Source organism: Acinetobacter piscicola (assembly GCF_015218165.1).
In the GTDB taxonomy this organism is placed as follows: Bacteria; Pseudomonadota; Gammaproteobacteria; order Pseudomonadales; family Moraxellaceae; genus Acinetobacter; species Acinetobacter piscicola_A.
The window spans coordinates 876,895-894,899 of record NZ_CP048659.1 but is presented as its reverse complement, the minus strand read 5'-3'; the positions used below and the strand labels follow the sequence as shown (position 1 = coordinate 894,899).

The window sequence follows — 18,005 nt, the reverse complement described above, 5'->3', positions numbered from 1 at the left end:
TTTAAATTGAAATTGCGATTTTTGCCAGTCATCCTGCAAATTATTCTATTTTTTGTAAATATTGGCAGATTTTGTCAGTTATATCTTCATAATGAAATACAGGACAGCCGTGAGAGCCATTAATCAGCTCTGCTTTTAAAAACTTCGCATCTAATTTTTGCAGATTTTCGCAGACTTTGTAACTAACTAAGTAATCTTGCTTTGCGAGTAAATGATATTGCTTTCCTGTATAATTTTTCAGGATACTGACAAGATTTAATTGTTCCAAAAGTTTTAAACCCGCTTCAAGCAATTCGATTTTTTGTGCTTGAAGCAAACTTTGCAACATGATGAAATCTGCTTTGGCAGTTTCTACACCCTGACAGACCATAAAACCAAATTTTTTTAAAGTCGCAATTGCATTGTGTTCAAAAGACTGCTTAAAGCTTTGAAATGTCGTTTGTGGCATTGCCGTGTGCCATTGTTCATTTTCTACAAAGCAAGGATTAGAGGCTAAAGTGATCAGCACTTTTTGTTCATCATATTGTTGATCAATCTGATCAACCAATAAAGTGGCCAGTTGCCCACCCAAAGACCAGCCCATGATCACATCAAAATCTTTGGCTTTTTCGACATGCTGTTGCAAAACATACTGATCTAAAGCATTAAAAATATTAATTAATTCAACTGCATGACCTTTATTTTCTAAAGCCTGTTGAAGTGAATTGAGCAGTTTAGTACCACCGCCCCAGCCTGTAATGAGTAGAATTCGTTGGTTCAATTTAACAGCCAAAATAATATTGATACTTCATTAGACCATGCTTAAAATTCAAGGACAATCATCATCACAAAATCTAAATGACTATCGCTTTAATTATTCACAATCCAATCAATGAATTAGAAGAAAGATCAATCCCCATTTCAACTGAATCATTTTTTACTGATGCTTGGCAACCTCTTGCGAAAGTCTTGAATTTAGAATGGATTCCTCTATTTCAAACAGGTGTTTTTATTACGAATGAGGATAAAGATGAAATCTTGGACGAATTAATTTTATTAATCAATAATCTAAACCTTATTCAACTCACCCAAATGGAAACTGATTACTTTAAAACACGATTAGATCTATTAATAAAAAAAATATCTGAGATTTTTGCATTAAGAGATGGAATTACCATTTATATTGGATAATATTATTTTGACTACCTTTCCAAATCGACCAACAAAGTTGCTTTATAACCTCTTTCCCAATTTTGTTTAAAAGCTTCATGCATCGCATCAATGGCAAACTGACTTTCACGTCCAATGTGCTGTGCTTTGGCAATATCTTCAGCACGCATATCAGCAATCAAATAATTCTGACCTTCTAATTCCACATGAAACCACGACTCAACCAAAAACCCCTTCTGCTTTTAAGGTTTCAATGGCTTCATTTTTTTACTGAGATAAACATATAATTTTGCTAAGATCAAAATTCGGCTTCTTTTAGGACAGGCATAATGAAAACTGCTCAATATGTTGCAATCACCATACTCGCAAGCTTGTCCATTTTTACAATCCATAGCCAAACCTATGCACAAAGTTCTATCTTTTCATCAACTGAACAAAAACAATGGGTTGGGAAACCTGCGCCTGCATTTAAGCTACAAGATCAAAATGCTAAATGGCACGAACTTAAACAATATAAAGGCAAATGGGTGGTACTGTATTTTTATCCGAAGGATAACTCGCCTGGTTGTACCCAAGAAGCTAATGAATTCAAATCTCTATATCCGCAATTTATTAGAAATAATGCCGTGGTTTTAGGGGTAAGTTTAGATGATGTGCAATCGCATCAAAAATTCTCTGAAAAATTAGGCTTAAACTTTCCAATTTTAGCCGATGAAAATCATCAACTTGCTAATGAACTAGGTATTGTACGTAATCTTGGAATTGTTAAAATAGCGAAAAGAGAAACTTTTTTAATTGATCCGCAAGGTATTGTGACTTATTACTATAGTAGTGTAAATACCCAAACGCATGCAGGGCAAGTTTTAGCGGATATTCAAAAGTTTGCTCAGAAATAATTAGAATGGATAACTTATTAGCAATTTCAGAAAATTATAAGATCATAAACGCACATGAGACCGTCTATTTAATAACACCGAAAAATCCTCATTCTCCTTATGACATCATCATCGGTGATTTTTATGGCAATCCTGAAGTTGCAATCATTGATCACAATGAAAATTGGTGTATATCCGCAGGTTGTGGTTTTATCCTCTATTATTTGAATGAGCCTTTTAAATCATACAGCTACAATACATTCAACAATCAATATGATGAATATTATCGTGATCCACCGAATATGTGGTGGATTGAAAATTTACAACAGATTTCTGATTCTGAAATTTTAATTACCAAAGAATTTGGTGAGCAATATATTTTCAATATACAAACCAAACAGTTTACAGTTCAAAATGGTGAATAAAAAAGCCCTTATACATTCATATAAAGGCTTTTAATATTAATTCATTAAATACGCAGATTTAACTCACATTTGCGATTGAATATAGTTTGGTAAACCAATTAACTGAATTAGACGCATTTGTTTTTCTAGCCAATAAGTATGGTCTTCTTCGGTGTCGGACATTTGCTGACGAAGCATATCACGAGTGACATAATCGCCCTTTTCTTCACACAATTTTACGCCTTGCGCTAATTTTTCACGTACATGATATTCAAGTGCTAAATCAGCTTTTAAACAGGTTACAACATCCGTACCAACTTCAATCTCATCACGGTTCATGTTTGGTGTGCCTTCAAGGAACAAAACACGGCGGATTAACGCATCGGCATGTGCGCCTTCTTCTTGGCTTTCATGATCGATCCGTTCAAAGATTTTACTTAAGCCCCAATCTTCATACATACGGGAATGAATTAAATATTGATCACGTGCAGCCAGTTCACCACCGATCAACATATTTAGATAGTCTATAACTTCTGGATTGCCACGCATTTCAATTACTCCATACCTTTTGCCACATTATGGACAAGTTTCTCTTACAATGCAAAAGATAAAATGTGTAAGTTTATGATTTTTATAAAATTAAAATGAGAAACATACGCATTTACAGTCACATTCATAATTTTTTTAGATAAAAAATAAGCCTTTGCAACATTTTCATAAATAAAAAAATGATAAATTTGAGCCAATAATTCAATTTTAAAATTTGTAACGATTCGCAATAGCACTGATTTGCACAGTGACCAGTGAGAATATTCATCTTTCGTTGATTAAGATGTTATAAACAGGTTTAGCATGGTTGTATTTTATGCTGTGCATTTAATAAAAAATAAAACCCATTTCTCAATATGAAAAATGGGCTGTCGTGCAATTTATGCTAGACCAGATATGTCGTAGTAAAGTTTAAATTTTTCATTTAAAAGTCAAAAGTTATCCCTGCTTTATAGGTACGAGCACCACCCACCAAAGCATAATTTTCATTAAACATGCCTTCCCAGTATTTCTGATCTGAGACATTGTCAACATTTACGAGGAAAGTCGTATCTACACCGCCCAATTTTGTCTTATAACGTGCACCGACATCCACAATGGTAAAATCAGGAAGTTCTAAGGTATTGGCATTATTCATATATTGCTTACCTACATAATTGACACGTGTGTTGACATTTAAACCATCAATAAACGGAATGGCATAGTCTAAACCAAGTGATGCAGTCCATTCAGGCACACCAAAGACGCTATTGCCTTGGTTCGTTACCCCTTTGCTAATACCTGCTTTGGTTAATTCAGCATCGTTATAGGCGACATTAGCCAATAGATTTAAACCGTGGACAACTTCACCTGAAATCGCCCACTCGACACCACGTGAACGCGTTTCAGCATCATCCGTTGTGATCTGATTAATGTCCTTATTGGTTGCACTTGAATACGGCATCACCATGGTACTTGGCTTTTCAATTTGATACAGAGCTAAAGTATTCAACCACTTACCTGATTGATATTTTGCACCCACTTCATATTGCTTCGTTTGAAATGGTGCAAATGTCACACCTGCATTAGCATCATTGCTTAATGTACTATCAACAGTTGACCCTTCTGATAATCCTTCCACATAACTTGCGTATAGAGATAGATTTTTACCAAAAGGTTTCACCACAATGCCTAGGCTAGGTGAAAGTTTGTCTTCACTATAGGCGGTATGTTTCTGTAAGTTTTTCGTGTCAATCTCTTGATAACGTGCACCTAAAATCAGTTGTAAACGGTCATCTAACATTGAGAGCTGATCAGTTAAAGTATAACTCACATAGTGATTATCCCCCATTGGTGCAATTTCAGGTCTTAGCAAAGGCATATGACCTTCATTCGATGGCTGATAAATATTGGTATTAAATGGTACAGCCGTTGCACCTTGTCCTTTATGCTGATCAAATTTACGGTTTAAATAATCTGCTCTTAAACCTAAAGTATGTTTGATTGAACCTGTTTCGAATTTTGCCTCAAAACCTGCATTGGCTGAAGTATTTTGCTCTTGTGAGCCAACACGATAATATTGTGAAGTTGCATCACCTTGCGCATTTTGCAAAATCATACGTGTACCAAACAAATGCCCTGCATATTGTTTTTCAATATAACCCACGCCGGCAAAAGCTTTTAGATCTGGAGTAAATTTATACTCCCCAGATAACCCCACAAAATTACTTTCTGTATACCCTTTTAAGTGTGGAAAGTAATTAGAGTCTCCTGCGGGTGCTTTAACAACATGGTCAAGTTTTTGCATGGAGATCATGGCAGGTGAGCCCCCTTTTCGGTCATCCCGCACAGCATAGGAGTCAAAGTTAATTTTGACTTTGTCTGTGGTATAGTCCGCAGCAATTGCACCTGAAATGTGACGATCATCCATTCCATCAATCGTATGTTCACCCTGACCATAAGTACCATTTACCCGTATGCCAAACTCTTGGTTTTCACCCAAACGGCGTGAAATATCAAAACCTGATGTGTAAAACCCTTCATCTTCAAAAGCGCCCGACACTTGCGTAACTTCTTTGTCAGCACGTTTAGATTTCGCAATCACTACGCCGCCAACACTACCTGTCGGTGCGACTCCTGAAACCAAGGCATTTGGGCCTTTCAACACCGTTACACTGTCTAAGAACTCAGTGGGCACACGACCATAAGGTGCCATTCCAAACAGACCGTTAAAGGACATATCTTCATGGTTTAAATCAAAACCACGGATTTTAAAGTTTTCGTTTAAATGCCCTTGGTTACTGGTAATACGGATACCTGGATCATTTTTTAGAACATCCCCAATGGTTGATGCTTGTTGTTCTTCAATCAGTTGTTCGCTGTATGAAGTAAGGCTAAATGGCGTATCAATAATTTTTTTATTTCCTAATGGACCTAAATGGGTCTGTTGTTTGAGTTGGCCATTGGCAAAAGTCTCATTATTTTTTTGTTTTTGTGCTTGTAACACCACCTCAGGTAATGTGGTCACTTCATCTTCTGCTGATACACTTGCGCTAAAAGTGCTGGTAAGCATGGCAAGTCCAATCGAACTGACTAATATTTTTTTTGAAAACATAGAAATAAACACACCATTGATAATGAGAATTATTATTATATTCATAATCAGTTTGTTTAATAATTGTAAAAATTAATCCTAATTTAAGTTTTCATTCAAATAAACAATAATAAATACCATTCTCATTTATATTGTAAGAGTGATTGAAAATTCAACCGAATGATTAAATTTCAATGACGTCTATCGTCCCCTACAGATTTAATATTCAACCTCTGAACATTAAAAAGCGAAAGACTGCATAAAATGATTTATTTTTATTTGCGCATATAAAAGGAGAGCCTAAACTCTCCATCATATCACTCAAAACTTATTGATATTGTTGAATAAATGCTAAAAATTCTTGCTCATTCATCACGGGTACACCCGCTTTTTGTGCTTTTTCTAACTTAGAACCTGCTTTTTCACCCGCAACCACACATTTAGTTTTACTCGAAACACTCCCACTGACGCGTGCACCTAAAGCTTGTAGCATTTGCGTTGCATCATCACGTCCCATGGTTGCCAATGTTCCCGTAATCACCCAACTTTCGCCATTTAACGGCTGACGGGTTGGTGCTGTTGGTGCATCCCAATGAATGCCTGCTGCCAATAAACGATCAATCACCTCAAGATTATGTGGTGCTTGGAAGAAATCTGCGATCCATTCCGCAGTAATATCACCCACATCAGGGGTTTTCTTCAATGCATCTACATCCGCTTGACGTAAAGCTTCAAACGTTTGGAATGTCTGTGCCAACATTCTTGACGTATTTTCCCCAACACCACGAATCCCTAAAGCATAAATAAATGCAAATAATGTGGTTTTCTTACTATTTTCAATCGCATCAAATAAATTTTGAACAGATTTCTCACCCATTTTTTCAATGCTAAGCAACTTTTCACGGTGTTCATGTAAATGGTAAATATCTGCAACATCATTCAATAGGTTCAGATGCAATAAAGACTCCACCCAACGCTCGCCCAAACCTTCAATATCCATAGCTTTACGTGAAACAAAGTGGCGAATCGCTTCAATACGCTGTGCTGCACAATACAAACCACCTGAACAACGTGCCAAAGCCTCGCCTTCAGGCATGACCACAGGTGAAGCACAGACAGGACAATTTTCAGGTAAATGTACTTCAACCACATCATTTGGACGGAATTCTAACCAAACTTTTTCGACCTTTGGAATCACATCACCACTACGATAAACACTGACCGTGTCGCCAACCCGCACATCTAAACGATGAATTTCGCCAATATTATGTAAAGTCACATTCGATACGGTTACACCACCCACTGCCACAGGATTTAAACGTGCTACAGGAGTGAGCGTGCCCGTACGCCCAACTTGCCAATCAATTTGATCAACAGTAGTCAGCGCTGCCACCGCAGGGAATTTATAAGCCGTTGCCCAACGGGGTTCACGACTTAAAAAACCCAGTTGTTGTTGCTGTTTTAGTGAGTCAACTTTGACTACCATACCATCGATTTCAACAGATAGATTTGGACGTTGTTGATTGATTTGTTCGTATTTTTCTTGAACTTCTTGAATACTGCTACAAACAAAATGCTGTTCACCAATGGCAAAACCAAAATTGGTCAGCCATTCCAAACTTTCTGACATTTTTTCTAAGCCATGATGCGGTTCACATTGTGCAATGCCATACGCATAAAATGCCAAAGGACGTGCGGCTGCAATATTTGGGTCAAGTTGGCGTAAACTTCCTGCTGCCGCATTACGTGGATTAGCAAAAGTTTTTTCACCTTTGGCTTCATTTTCCGCATTGAGTTTTTCAAAACCTGCTTTCGGCATCAACACTTCACCACGCACTTCGAGTAAGCGCGGTATTGCAACTTTGTCTGATGAAAGCACTTTCGGTAAGTTGCGAATGGTTTTCACATTTTGGGTAATGACCTCACCTGTTTCACCATCCCCACGAGTGACACCACGAACCAAGACGCCATCTTCATACCACAGTGAAATCGCCAAACCGTCAAATTTCAGTTCGACATCATATTCAATTTTTTGATTCGGTAAGCGCTCTTCCACACGTTTTGCAAAAGAAAATAATTCTTCTTTATCAAAGACATTGCCCAAAGATAGCATCGGTACTGTATGGGTAATGCTTTCAAATTTAGACAATGCCTTGCCGCCTACTTTATGGGTCGGGGTATCTGCTTGAACAAGGTCAGGATACTGCTCTTCCAACGCTTTTAATTGGTGAAAGAGTTGATCATATTCACTATCAGCAATGCTCGGTTGATCCATCACATAATAGGCATGATTATGTGTTGCCAAAATTTGAATCAATTGACGCATTTGAGAAATGACGGCAGTGTTATCCATATTGTTTTCACCCTATAAATAGGCGAAAAGTCCGCCCTAATGAAGTTTGATGGCAATTATAAAGGAATTTTGTGGCAGGATATAAGTCAATGCTTTGTGCTTTACGACAAAAATTGTCGTACTTATCTTTCAATAGATGGTATGCGCTATTTGAGTTTTTTATATTTTCCCATCAAAACATTTAAATCGGCATGCATAAAAATAACCCCGTGATCTTGATCACGGGGTTATGCTTCAATTGAGTCTTTTCTTTAAGCTTCTTGTTCAGAGCGATAATCAATCGCTTTATGACGCCAATGCTCTTTTAATTGTGGCGTAAACTCCAAATTATTTTCATCATAGACCGTACCATCCACTTCACGTGCAATCAAACCTGCAATACTTGCCATGGTGTCAAAGCCTTTTTGTACGTTGCTATGTGGTAAAGCGAGGAAAAATGCTAAACCTTTCACTTGCTCAGTTGACAGCGTTTCTAAATCAAAACCAACAGGACCTTCATCCGTCAAACGTAATACAGAGAACATGAGTGGGCTTGGCTCATCGATATTTTCATAACGATGGAAACAAGACAATTCACCATAACGTAAACCATATTTCAGCAACACTTTTAAGGTTTTATCGCCTGACAATGCTTTACGTGGATTTGGATAAACATTCAGTGCAATAATACTTTGCGCATTGGCTAGCGTACTTTCATCATCAAAACGTTGTTGTTCATGCAAATGCACATCCAAAATACTGCTTTCTTCATCAAATTCTTTGATTTCAGCCGTTTCAATATTGGGATTTAAGCTAAATTCATCTACAGGTTTTTCTTCTTTTGCACCAGCAATGGCATCTTTTTGCTCAGGCTCTACATGTGTTGCGGTTTCAGCTGCTGACTGTTCAAGTTCATCAACTTTTGCAACATTTGCTGTTTCAACCACTTTTTCAGCGATCGCGTCTTTATTTTCTACCGACTCAGGCGCAACTTCAGTGCTAACAGCATTTGTTTTGTGTTCAACATTTGCTTCTTCTGTGACCTGTGTCTTCTCTAAAGGATTTAAATCAGGCTCTACACGTACTACTTCTTTGGAACTATCGGCTTGGAGTTGATCACGAACATGACGTGGAATAACAGGCTGATTACTTTCTGAGTTAATGTGTAACTCAGATTCTAAAGAAGGTGCTGCATCATCTGATTTGCGTAAAACCATTCTTAAACCAATAAGAATAATAATGACTGCAACAACAATCCCAACGATTGTGGTGATTTCCATACTATGACTCCGCGGCTAAACCGTATTCTTTTGCCTCTTCCAAATTTACAGTGACGAGTTTTGATGTTCCCGGTTCGGGCATCGTCACACCCAGCAAATCGGTTGCCATCGTCATTGCAACTTTATTATGCGTAATGTAAATGAATTGGACTTGTTCAGAAAGCTCTTTTACCAAATTACAAAATCTTCCTACATTCGCATCATCTAATGGCGCGTCAACCTCATCTAATACACAGAAAGGTGCAGGATTTAATCTAAAAATAGAAAAGACCAAGGCTAATGCAGTGAGTGCTTTTTCCCCCCCTGACAACAGCGCCAATGAACTATTACGTTTTCCTGGTGGACGAGCCATCAATTTAACACCCGATTGCCAGTCATCTTCAAGACTTAAACTCGCCTCGCCACCATTAAATACTTTCGGGAAGAGCTCTTTGAGTTCAGCATTTACTCGATCAAAAGTCGTCATGAAGAGTTTTTTGGTTTCTTGATCAATACTTTTCATGGCATTTTTCAGTTGCTCAACCGTATTTTCCAAGTCTTGCATCTGATGGGTCAGTTCTTCATGGCGTTTTGACACTTCTAAATATTCTTCTGAAGCAGCCAAGTTCACTGCACCTAATTTTTCAAACCGACGTTGCGCTTGTTCTAAGTTCTGTTGATGGCTGAGCAAATCAATAGTTAAACCTTGTTTAACTTTGGCATTTAAATCATTGAGCTGATCTGAATAATGTTGCAAATCAGATTTTGCCACTTGCCAAGCCAAACGCTTTTCTTCTAACTGGGTACGTAACTTTTCATCATTTTGCTGATGTAAATGACGCATTTCCGTCAAAGTTTGCTGCTTAGACTGTACACTATTTAGCTCAACTTGCCAGTCTGCCCACGTTTTCTGTAATTTTTCAGTCAATTGTGATTGTTCAGCATATTGGCTTTGTAGACTTGGTAATTCAAGTTGGATCGGCTCGACAAATTTCTTTGCCTGATCCATTTGCACAATAATTTGTTGGTATTGTACTTTTGAAAATGTTAAATCTTTTTCAAGCAATTCAATTTGTTGCTTATTCTGTTCTGCTAAACGGCGTGTGCCTTCAAAATCTTGCTGTTTGAGTTGCAACTGTTGCTGTTGTTGCTCAACCTGTTCATTTAACTCATCGAGTTTATATTGCAACGTTTTATATTCAGGAAGATTTTGTTCAAGCTTGAGTAAGAGCGAATGTATATCGATTTCAAGGTCATCTTTCTGCATTGCATCTTCTTCAAGTTGCTCATCCAATTGTTGTAATTGACTGTTTAACTGAACTTTTTGCAGTGCAAATGCTTGTGACGTACTTTGCTGTTTGGCAATTTGTACATCAAACTGTTGTACTAACTTTTGCTGATTTTTGAGTGTGTCTTGATCAGCTTGAAGCTGTTTTTGAATATTGCTCATTTGCTGAGTTAAGGTTGGCAAGACACTTTCAGCTTCTAGCAACTTAGGCTGTAAATCTGTCAATAGATTTTCAATTTCTTCGAATCGGATACGATGACTTAATGCACCTTGCGCAGCTTGGCTCGATTCATCATAAAATAAGCCAATCACCCAATCTTGCCCAATATGATAACCATCCAAGCTCAGTAGACTTTGCCCCGTTGTGAGTTGTGCTTGAAGGCTCAAAGCCTGTGCAAGATTTTCGACCATCGCGACTTGATGCCACAAAGAATATTGTGGTGATTCAATCCAATCGGCTAAACAAGGCAAGCCATTGAGTTGAATTTTATCATGTGAATTTGATGCTTTCAGCTGACGGGCTATGCTTTCGCTAAATGTTGAATTTGAATCAATAACCTGCGCAGAAAGCCATTTCGCTAAAAACTTCTCGACCAATGCTGCATGCGCTTTGCCATGTTCATTTAACCTTAATACTTGCATCAATTGCACTGTATGTGCATCGGTTTTGATTGCACTTTTTGCCATCAATTGATTTAAGTTTTTCTGTTCTGACTGCAATACTTGCACTTCAGACTTTAAGCTCGAAATCTGCGTTTTTTGCTGATTGATCTGTTCTTGCAGCTGCTCTAACTGAACCTTCGATTGTGTAATGTTATTTTCCAACAACACAATCTGTTTTTGAGCCGTTGCTTGATCTTGCTCAAGTTGTTGTATATCTTCAGTCTGAAATTGACTTTGTATTTGAATCGCTTGGCTTTTTAAGGTGTCTTTTTGCTGTTCAATTCGAGCGACATTCTTCGCAAGTTGTTCAATCTGTGCCTGCATCTGCGCTTTTTGCTGTTGCTGCTTTTCAACTTGGTTTTTGATCTGCTCAAATTGTTTTTGTGCTTCACCTTGCTGTGCTTTTAAACTTTCACGACTTTGCTGACTCAGCAACATTTCAGACTCTAATGCTTGTAGAGTTTGACCTTGTTCAGCGACTTGAGTCAACAAGCCATCAAGTTGTAGTTCAAGCAATTGAATACGTTCTTTGGTTTGGACTTTTTGTTGTTCTAATTGTCTGAGCATGTCCGAATTTTGTTGGAATAAACCTTGCTTTTGCTCTAAGGTCATCTTTAATTCAGACAATTTTTTCTCTGCCTGTTGCCACTCAAGTTGCAATGGCGAGGACTGTTGAATCAAACGCTGGAATAATTCACTCGTCGCAGCAAGGTCATGCTCCAACGTAGTCATATCTGAGCGAACCAATTTAAAATGTTCGCCCAATTCATTCATTTCAACAGAATATTGTTCTTGTAAGCGTGAGCTTTGCTCGCACTGGAACGACAAAATTTCAACTTTTAAAGTACGAATTTGTGTTTCTAAAGTTTTATATTGAACAGCAGACTCAGACTGGCGTTTCAGTGTTTTTAACTGCGCTTGTAATTCACTGGAAATGTCTTCTAAACGTTCTAAGTTTTGTGTGGTGTGTTCTAAATGTTGCAGTGTTTCTTTACGGCGCGCTTGGTAACGAGAAACCCCTGCGGCTTCTTCAATAAAAACACGCATTTCTTCAGGTTTAGCATCGACCAAGCGGTTAATCATACCCTGTTCAATGATTGCATATGAACGTGGGCCTAAACCTGTCCCTAAAAAAATATCGGTAATGTCACGGCGACGGCACTTGGTGCCATTGAGAAAATATTCTGATTTTCCATCTCGGTTCACTTGGCGACGAACTGCTAATTCGGAATAGGCATTATATGCACCACCAAGTTTGCCATAGGTATTTTCAAAACGCAGCTCTACACTTGCCATACCTACAGGTTTACGTTTGCTCGTCCCTGTAAAAATAACATCCTGCATACTGCCGCCGCGTAATTGACGTGCACTTGACTCCCCCATCACCCAACGAATGGCATCAATCACATTGGATTTACCACAACCATTGGGTCCGACTACAGCAGTACGGTTTGCTTTGAATTGTAATGTTGCACTATCGGCAAAAGATTTAAAGCCTGAAAGTTTTAAGCTGCTTAAACGCATAATGTCCTAGTTACTTAGCAACGCCTCTTAGCGACGCGATCGCCTCGCCCATGCGAGTTCAATTTGTTTCATACGTGCCAGCGATTCCAACACGAGATTACGCAAGTGTCGACAAAAATCTTCCATAAATAAAGTAGCTTGTTGTGATTTTCGGATTAAAATTGCATCAATCACGAGTTTTATGAGTTCTAAAGCCTCTTGTAGCTCGCGTCTTGAAGTATTTAAGGTTAAAAAATAACTTCGACGTAAAGATGGAAGTAATTCTTTATAAAACTTCATCAAATAAGGATTTCCAACCATATCTTGCTGTTCTGAAAGAAATTGGAATATGCCATCGTAGAATTTTTCAGTATTGCCTTGTTTCACCTGCTCAATCAGGTGAGTCAGCATTTTTTGCATTGCTTCGGCTTCATGGTTACGCCATGTTTCACTCATACGAGAAACGATTTGCCCAAGCAATAAGGCACTGGTGTCAAATAATGCACGAACTTGTTGCGCTGACATTTCAGACACAATCGCGCCACGACGTGGATAGATTTCGATGAGATGTGTTCTTTCAAGCAACAAAAGTGCTTCACGTACAGAACCTCGACTGACATCGAGTTCTTTGGCGATCCGTAGCTCCTGTATACGCTCACCTTCAACCAATTCACCACTGATAATTTGCTCACTGATGTGCTTGGCAATTTGCTCTGAAAGGCTATCCACTTCTTCCAATTGCATATAAATCCTATCTTTAATTTTTTATTTTTCGACAAGGTTCTAACAATTTCAATTGTCTATATTTTAGTTTTACCTTATTCAACCTGTTTTAAACATGACATTGTCAGACAATATTCATGCATTTTAGGTCAACTTTGTTTTGGGAAAAAGCGCCTTTGGTCGGAAATGAATTTAAACCAGCATGGTCATTTACCGATATTGCACAATAACATTTGATGACAACTGTGACTCACCTCAAGTAATTCAAACCCATTGAATTAAGGAATCTCTCGTTTCAAGATTGATCAAATACATTAAATATAAATCATGTAAAAATGATGATCTTTCTTCACCCTCTAAAAGCGATAAAAGTAATTTAAAATCTACTGCATTCAACTTTTCTAAAATTTCATTCTGCAATCGCATAAATCACAAATTCAATAATAATTTGTTCGACCTTTGAAAACTTTGTTCATAATCGTAGATGAGATGTCCTATAACTGTTTCGAATTCAGCATCACTTTGATGTCCATGATCAATCATTTCTTCATAAAACTCATGTAAAACACCAAGTTTCAGCTTAAATAAATAATAGCCATCAGTGCTTCTCACCTACTTTCAGTCATGAATAACTATTAAAAAAATGGCATTACACCTTTAAAGATAAAGTAACAACCAATCACCGTGAGCAATCCCGCAAAACACTTTTTCAACATTGCTGGTGAAAGCGCATGTGCAACTTTCGCACCAAATTTTGCCGTAATAAAACTCATGATACTAATGCCAATAAAAGCATAAATATGCACAAAACCAATGGTATTCGGCACATTGATTTGCGCTTTAGCTCCAAAGAACATAAAACCGAGTGCACCAGCAATTGCAATGGGTAAACCACATGCTGCTGAAGTCCCGACAGCTTTTTGCATGACCACACCATTTTTATTGAGATACGGTACAGTCAAACTTCCCCCACCAATACCAAAAATTGCAGAAGCAACACCAATACCACCGCCTGCCAAAAGCTGCATGGTGCTTGAAGGTAATTGCTTGGTTTCATCTACTTTGACATTTGCCCCTTTAAACATTTTATAAGCCACCCAAATGGCAAATAGCCCAATAATCAGTTGTAAATTTGCACCCGATAGTAAGCCTGCAACGCCTGCCCCTAAAAATGAGCCTAAAACTAAGCCAGGTGCAAGATTTTTCACAACATTCCAAAGTACCGCACCATTTTTATGATGCGCCATCAATGAACTGATCGAAGTCACCATAATCGTTGCCAATGATGTCCCCAAAGCAAGGTGCATAATCACCGCAGGGTCATAGCCCATTTGGGTAAAAACAATATAAAGAATAGGAACAATAATTAAACCACCGCCCACACCAAATAGCCCTGCAGCAAAACCAGCGATTGCGCCAATCCCTAAATATATGATTAACTCCATAAATATTTTTCCATTCTCTTCTATTCAACATGGACTTAGAAACACGTCATCTACGCGAACTGCTGAGCAACGCACAGCAACTCCCTGAAATTTTGCTGTTAAAACATAGTACTACATCAACCAATGATGATGTACGCGACATCGCATTAAAAGGAATTAAAACGGTATTGGTGTGTAGTGAAATACAGACTCAAGGTCGAGGACAGCATCAACGCGAGTGGGTTTCTCCGATTGGGAATATTTATTTAAGCACATTGCTACAAACGCAAACAACAATAGATGGTCGTTTAGCTTTAGAAATTGCGTTAAATATCTTACAAATGCCAAGTCTTAAAAATTTGCCGCATTTGCAAATCAAATGGCCAAATGATTTATATAGCTCACAAGGGAAATGGGGCGGGATCTTAGTTGAACCCATTTCACCCAATGAAGCCATTGTCGGTGTAGGGATTAACTTACTGCCTTTACCACAAGCGCAACTTGACCAACAAGCCACATCTATTGTGCAGTTGGGCGTAGAATTTCCAAATCGTATTCAAATGATCAGTGAACTTTATCTTGCTATTCATCAAGCAGGACAATGGTTTGACCATGGCTGCTACAACCTTGCTGCTCGCTTCAATCACTATGCTGCATTTATGGATAAGAATGTATATTTTGAACAAATTAAAGGCAATATCGAAGGTACTTTTAAAGGTATCAGTGATGATGGATCTGTTCATTTACAAACAGCACAAGGTTTAATCAATGTCTACCAAGGACGTTTACGTCTCGCAAATCAAGGTGAACTATGAATACTCACGATAAAAAACTTTGGTTAGACATTGGCAATACACGTTTAAAGTATTGGGTCACAGAAGCAGATCAAATCGTTGAACATGCTGCTGAGTTACATCTACAATCTCCTGCTGACTTACTTTTAGGTCTCATTCAACACTTTAAAAATTTAGCCATTACTCGGGTTGGAATCTCTTCTGTTCAAGATAAAAAAAATAATCAACGCATTGAAAAAATTTTAAAGCTTCTTGAGGTCCCTATCCATTTTGCCAAAGTTCATTATGACTATGCTGGGCTCAAATGTGGTTATGATGACCCCAAACAACTTGGAATAGACCGTTGGCTCCAAGTACTCGCTGTGGCAAATCAAGATGAAGATTTATGTGTGATTAGTTGTGGTACTGCTTTAACCATTGACCTCACACAAGGTAAACAACACTTAGGCGGCTATATTGTTCCAAATTTATATTTACAACGCGACTCACTGATTCAAAATACCAAAGGTATTAAAATTCCAGATGCTGCGTTTAATGAACTCTCTCCTGGACGCAATACCATTGATGCTGTACATCACGGGATTTTCTTAGGTCTACTCAGTACTATTCAGCACGTGCTACAACAATCCCCACGCAAATTGATTTTAACAGGTGGTGATGCCCCCTTATTTGCTCAATTTTTAGCAAAATATTCACCTCATGTTGAAGCTGATTTACTGCTCAAAGGTTTACAAATTTATATTGAGTATCAAGCAAAATAAAGCAATAGAATGTCTAGAAAATAAAAATTTAATGCTCAAGCCAATGCAAAAAACAAGGATATTTACATGTCTCAGCTAAAACCATTTTTCAGTGTGAGCTTGGTCAGTATCATACTGATCGGATGTGCCAACTCAGCCCATATGGCACAACAAAAACCACTTGAAATCAATACTCTTAAAATGGAACAGCCGCTCGAACACAAACAAAAAGATCAACCGATTATTGCCTATTTTTCACCCAAAGCTGCCGAAGCATCAGATTTTGAAAATACCACTCACTTAGATACAGTGGGTGCGGGCTACTCTACCACTCCTGTAGAAAATGGTTACTATCGTAAACTGTTAGATCGTGATCAATATGGACGTTACTTGGTGCAAGACTTTTTCCAAAACAGCCATAAAAAACAAACCGATCCTTATTGGATCAAAGAAGTCTCAGCATTAAAAAGTTTTGATGGTATATCTTCTGATGGACTCATGGTGGCTTATTATGAAAATGGCAATATACATATCAAACATCATTATAAAGACTTTAAAAAAGTCGGAAAAAATGAGTATTACTATGAAAATGGGCAACTTGCTTTTGCAGAAGAGATTGTCAGTGATGAATTGATTTTACAAAAAATCTGGTATGACAATGGCAAACTCGCTGCCGATCTAAAAATAAATCCAGCGGATAACAACTGTATTTTTGACAGCAAGGTTTGGGATGAAAAGGGACACTTGGTAACAGACAGTGAAAAAATTGACACGATTTTGGCAAAATTAAATTCGTATTTTTAATGTGTACCCAACCATCCCTCACAATACTGCTTCATATTTACAAATTTATATTGAAAATCAATGATGATGCTGCAAAATAACAGTGCAGCGAATACTCAGCTTTATGTTTAATCTGTTAAAGCATATTTATAACAAGTGTAAAATAAGTGAACTTTATGATGCCAAATTTCAAACAACTTTTTTTGATCAGCCTACTTGGACTTTCAATTACAGGGTGTAGTCAATTACAGACCAATAACTCCACTGCTATTTCTAATGAAATTAAACAACAACTGCAAACAGAAGAACCTATTGTGGCATATTTTGATAAAGATGCCAGTTTAGGTGAAGAATATGACTCAGGTTATTCAGCAACGCCATTAAAAGATGGTTACTACCGTAAGCTTTTGGGACGCGACAAAGATGGACGTTTCTTAGTACAAGATTTTTATCAAAATAGTCATAAAAAACAAACAGCTCCTTTTTGGATCAAAGAACCTTTAGCTTTACGTAGCTTTGATATTATTTTCACGGATGGCCCAATTACCACTTATTTTGAAAATGGGCAAATTGCATCCACAGCAAACTATAATGAAGGTATGGAAGTTGGTCTTTCCAAAACCTTTTATCACAATGGGCAACAAGCTTATGAATATGAAATCGCAGACCCTGACCTTCATTCATACAAAATTAAATTTTGGTATGAAAATGGCAAACCTGCTGTTGAAGGTTTTGCTGCCTATGAAGACGATAAACCCACTTATAATGCAAAAGCATGGGATGAACAAGGACAGCTTGTGACAGACAATACCGAGATCAACAATATTGTTGAAAGTATTTATGAAAAAACCAATGAATAACTATTTTAATCACTAAAATACAAAATTTCGGGCGGTAAATATTCGACTGCCTGATTTTTATCTTGATATTTTCAATATTAGATTGAA

15 protein-coding genes and 1 pseudogene are annotated in these 18,005 nt (G+C 37.7%); 7 read left to right on the top strand and 9 right to left on the bottom strand.

The genetic code is table 11. The features are described 5' to 3' along the window. Positions 1-40: 40 nt before the first annotated feature. Complete coding sequence (locus G0028_RS04300) at positions 41-760, bottom strand: hydrolase (RefSeq protein WP_180045908.1); 720 nt, start codon at positions 758-760, stop codon at positions 41-43. A gap of 77 nt (positions 761-837) precedes the next feature. On the opposite strand from G0028_RS04300, the gene G0028_RS04295 reads away from it, so the two are divergent. Beyond that, positions 838-1,170 (top strand): hypothetical protein, encoded by a 333-nt coding sequence (locus G0028_RS04295; protein ID WP_180045910.1) that lies wholly within the window; start codon positions 838-840, stop codon positions 1,168-1,170. Between the two features lie 11 nt (positions 1,171-1,181). Here G0028_RS04295 and G0028_RS04290 read toward each other — a convergent pair. Next, positions 1,182-1,416: pseudogene (locus G0028_RS04290) on the bottom strand (DUF6176 family protein); the annotation flags it as partial. A 62-nt stretch (positions 1,417-1,478) separates the two neighbouring features. Between G0028_RS04290 and G0028_RS04285 the strand changes: the two are divergent. Beyond that, the gene (locus G0028_RS04285; protein ID WP_180045912.1) at positions 1,479-2,045 is read left to right on the top strand and encodes a peroxiredoxin; all 567 of its coding nucleotides are present in this window, start codon (positions 1,479-1,481) and stop codon (positions 2,043-2,045) included. A gap of 5 nt (positions 2,046-2,050) precedes the next feature. Further along, positions 2,051-2,449, top strand: coding sequence for a hypothetical protein (locus G0028_RS04280; RefSeq protein ID WP_180045914.1), 399 nt, complete (start codon positions 2,051-2,053; stop codon positions 2,447-2,449). A 63-nt stretch (positions 2,450-2,512) separates the two neighbouring features. Here G0028_RS04280 and ftn read toward each other — a convergent pair whose 3' ends face one another. From ftn to G0028_RS04245, 7 genes are all read right to left on the bottom strand, one after another. Beyond that, positions 2,513-2,977, bottom strand: coding sequence for a heteropolymeric bacterioferritin subunit Ftn (gene ftn / locus G0028_RS04275; RefSeq protein ID WP_130073967.1), 465 nt, complete (start codon positions 2,975-2,977; stop codon positions 2,513-2,515). 424 nt (positions 2,978-3,401) lie between these two features. Further along, positions 3,402-5,528 carry a TonB-dependent receptor gene (locus tag G0028_RS04270; RefSeq protein WP_257222229.1) on the bottom strand — a complete coding sequence of 709 codons (2,127 nt, stop codon included), beginning with the start codon at positions 5,526-5,528 and terminating at the stop codon, positions 3,402-3,404. Between the two features lie 349 nt (positions 5,529-5,877). Continuing rightward, entirely contained in the window at positions 5,878-7,902 is a 2,025-nt protein-coding gene (ligA, locus tag G0028_RS04265) for an NAD-dependent DNA ligase LigA (RefSeq protein ID WP_174493197.1), read from the bottom strand. A 251-nt stretch (positions 7,903-8,153) separates the two neighbouring features. After that, on the bottom strand, positions 8,154-9,161 hold the full coding sequence (locus tag G0028_RS04260; RefSeq protein ID WP_180045916.1) for a cell division protein ZipA C-terminal FtsZ-binding domain-containing protein: 1,008 nt from the start codon (positions 9,159-9,161) through the stop codon (positions 8,154-8,156). 1 nt (position 9,162) lies between these two features. Beyond that, complete coding sequence (gene smc, locus G0028_RS04255) at positions 9,163-12,615, bottom strand: chromosome segregation protein SMC (protein WP_180045918.1); 3,453 nt, start codon at positions 12,613-12,615, stop codon at positions 9,163-9,165. Between the two features lie 27 nt (positions 12,616-12,642). Then, positions 12,643-13,338, bottom strand: a complete 696-nt coding sequence (locus G0028_RS04250) for a GntR family transcriptional regulator (RefSeq protein WP_130073971.1) — start codon at positions 13,336-13,338, stop codon at positions 12,643-12,645. Positions 13,339-13,952: 614 nt separating this feature from the next. Then, entirely contained in the window at positions 13,953-14,762 is an 810-nt protein-coding gene (locus G0028_RS04245) for a sulfite exporter TauE/SafE family protein (protein ID WP_130073973.1), read from the bottom strand. A gap of 29 nt (positions 14,763-14,791) precedes the next feature. Between G0028_RS04245 and G0028_RS04240 the strand changes: the two genes are divergently transcribed. The 4 genes from G0028_RS04240 to G0028_RS04225 all read left to right on the top strand — a co-directional run bounded on the left by G0028_RS04240 (position 14,792) and on the right by G0028_RS04225 (position 17,918). Further along, on the top strand, positions 14,792-15,556 hold the full coding sequence (locus G0028_RS04240) for a biotin--[acetyl-CoA-carboxylase] ligase (RefSeq protein WP_180045920.1): 765 nt from the start codon (positions 14,792-14,794) through the stop codon (positions 15,554-15,556). After that, positions 15,553-16,296, top strand: a complete 744-nt coding sequence (locus tag G0028_RS04235) for a type III pantothenate kinase (RefSeq protein ID WP_180045922.1) — start codon at positions 15,553-15,555, stop codon at positions 16,294-16,296. The genes G0028_RS04240 and G0028_RS04235 overlap by 4 nt, the downstream gene beginning before the upstream one ends. Positions 16,297-16,362: 66 nt before the next feature. Beyond that, positions 16,363-17,079 carry a toxin-antitoxin system YwqK family antitoxin gene (locus tag G0028_RS04230; protein WP_180045924.1) on the top strand — a complete coding sequence of 239 codons (717 nt, stop codon included), beginning with the start codon at positions 16,363-16,365 and terminating at the stop codon, positions 17,077-17,079. Between the two features lie 155 nt (positions 17,080-17,234). Next, positions 17,235-17,918: a toxin-antitoxin system YwqK family antitoxin gene (locus G0028_RS04225; RefSeq protein WP_130073976.1), complete on the top strand. Its 684-nt coding sequence runs from the start codon at positions 17,235-17,237 to the stop codon at positions 17,916-17,918. The last annotated feature ends 87 nt before the right edge of the window (positions 17,919-18,005 follow it).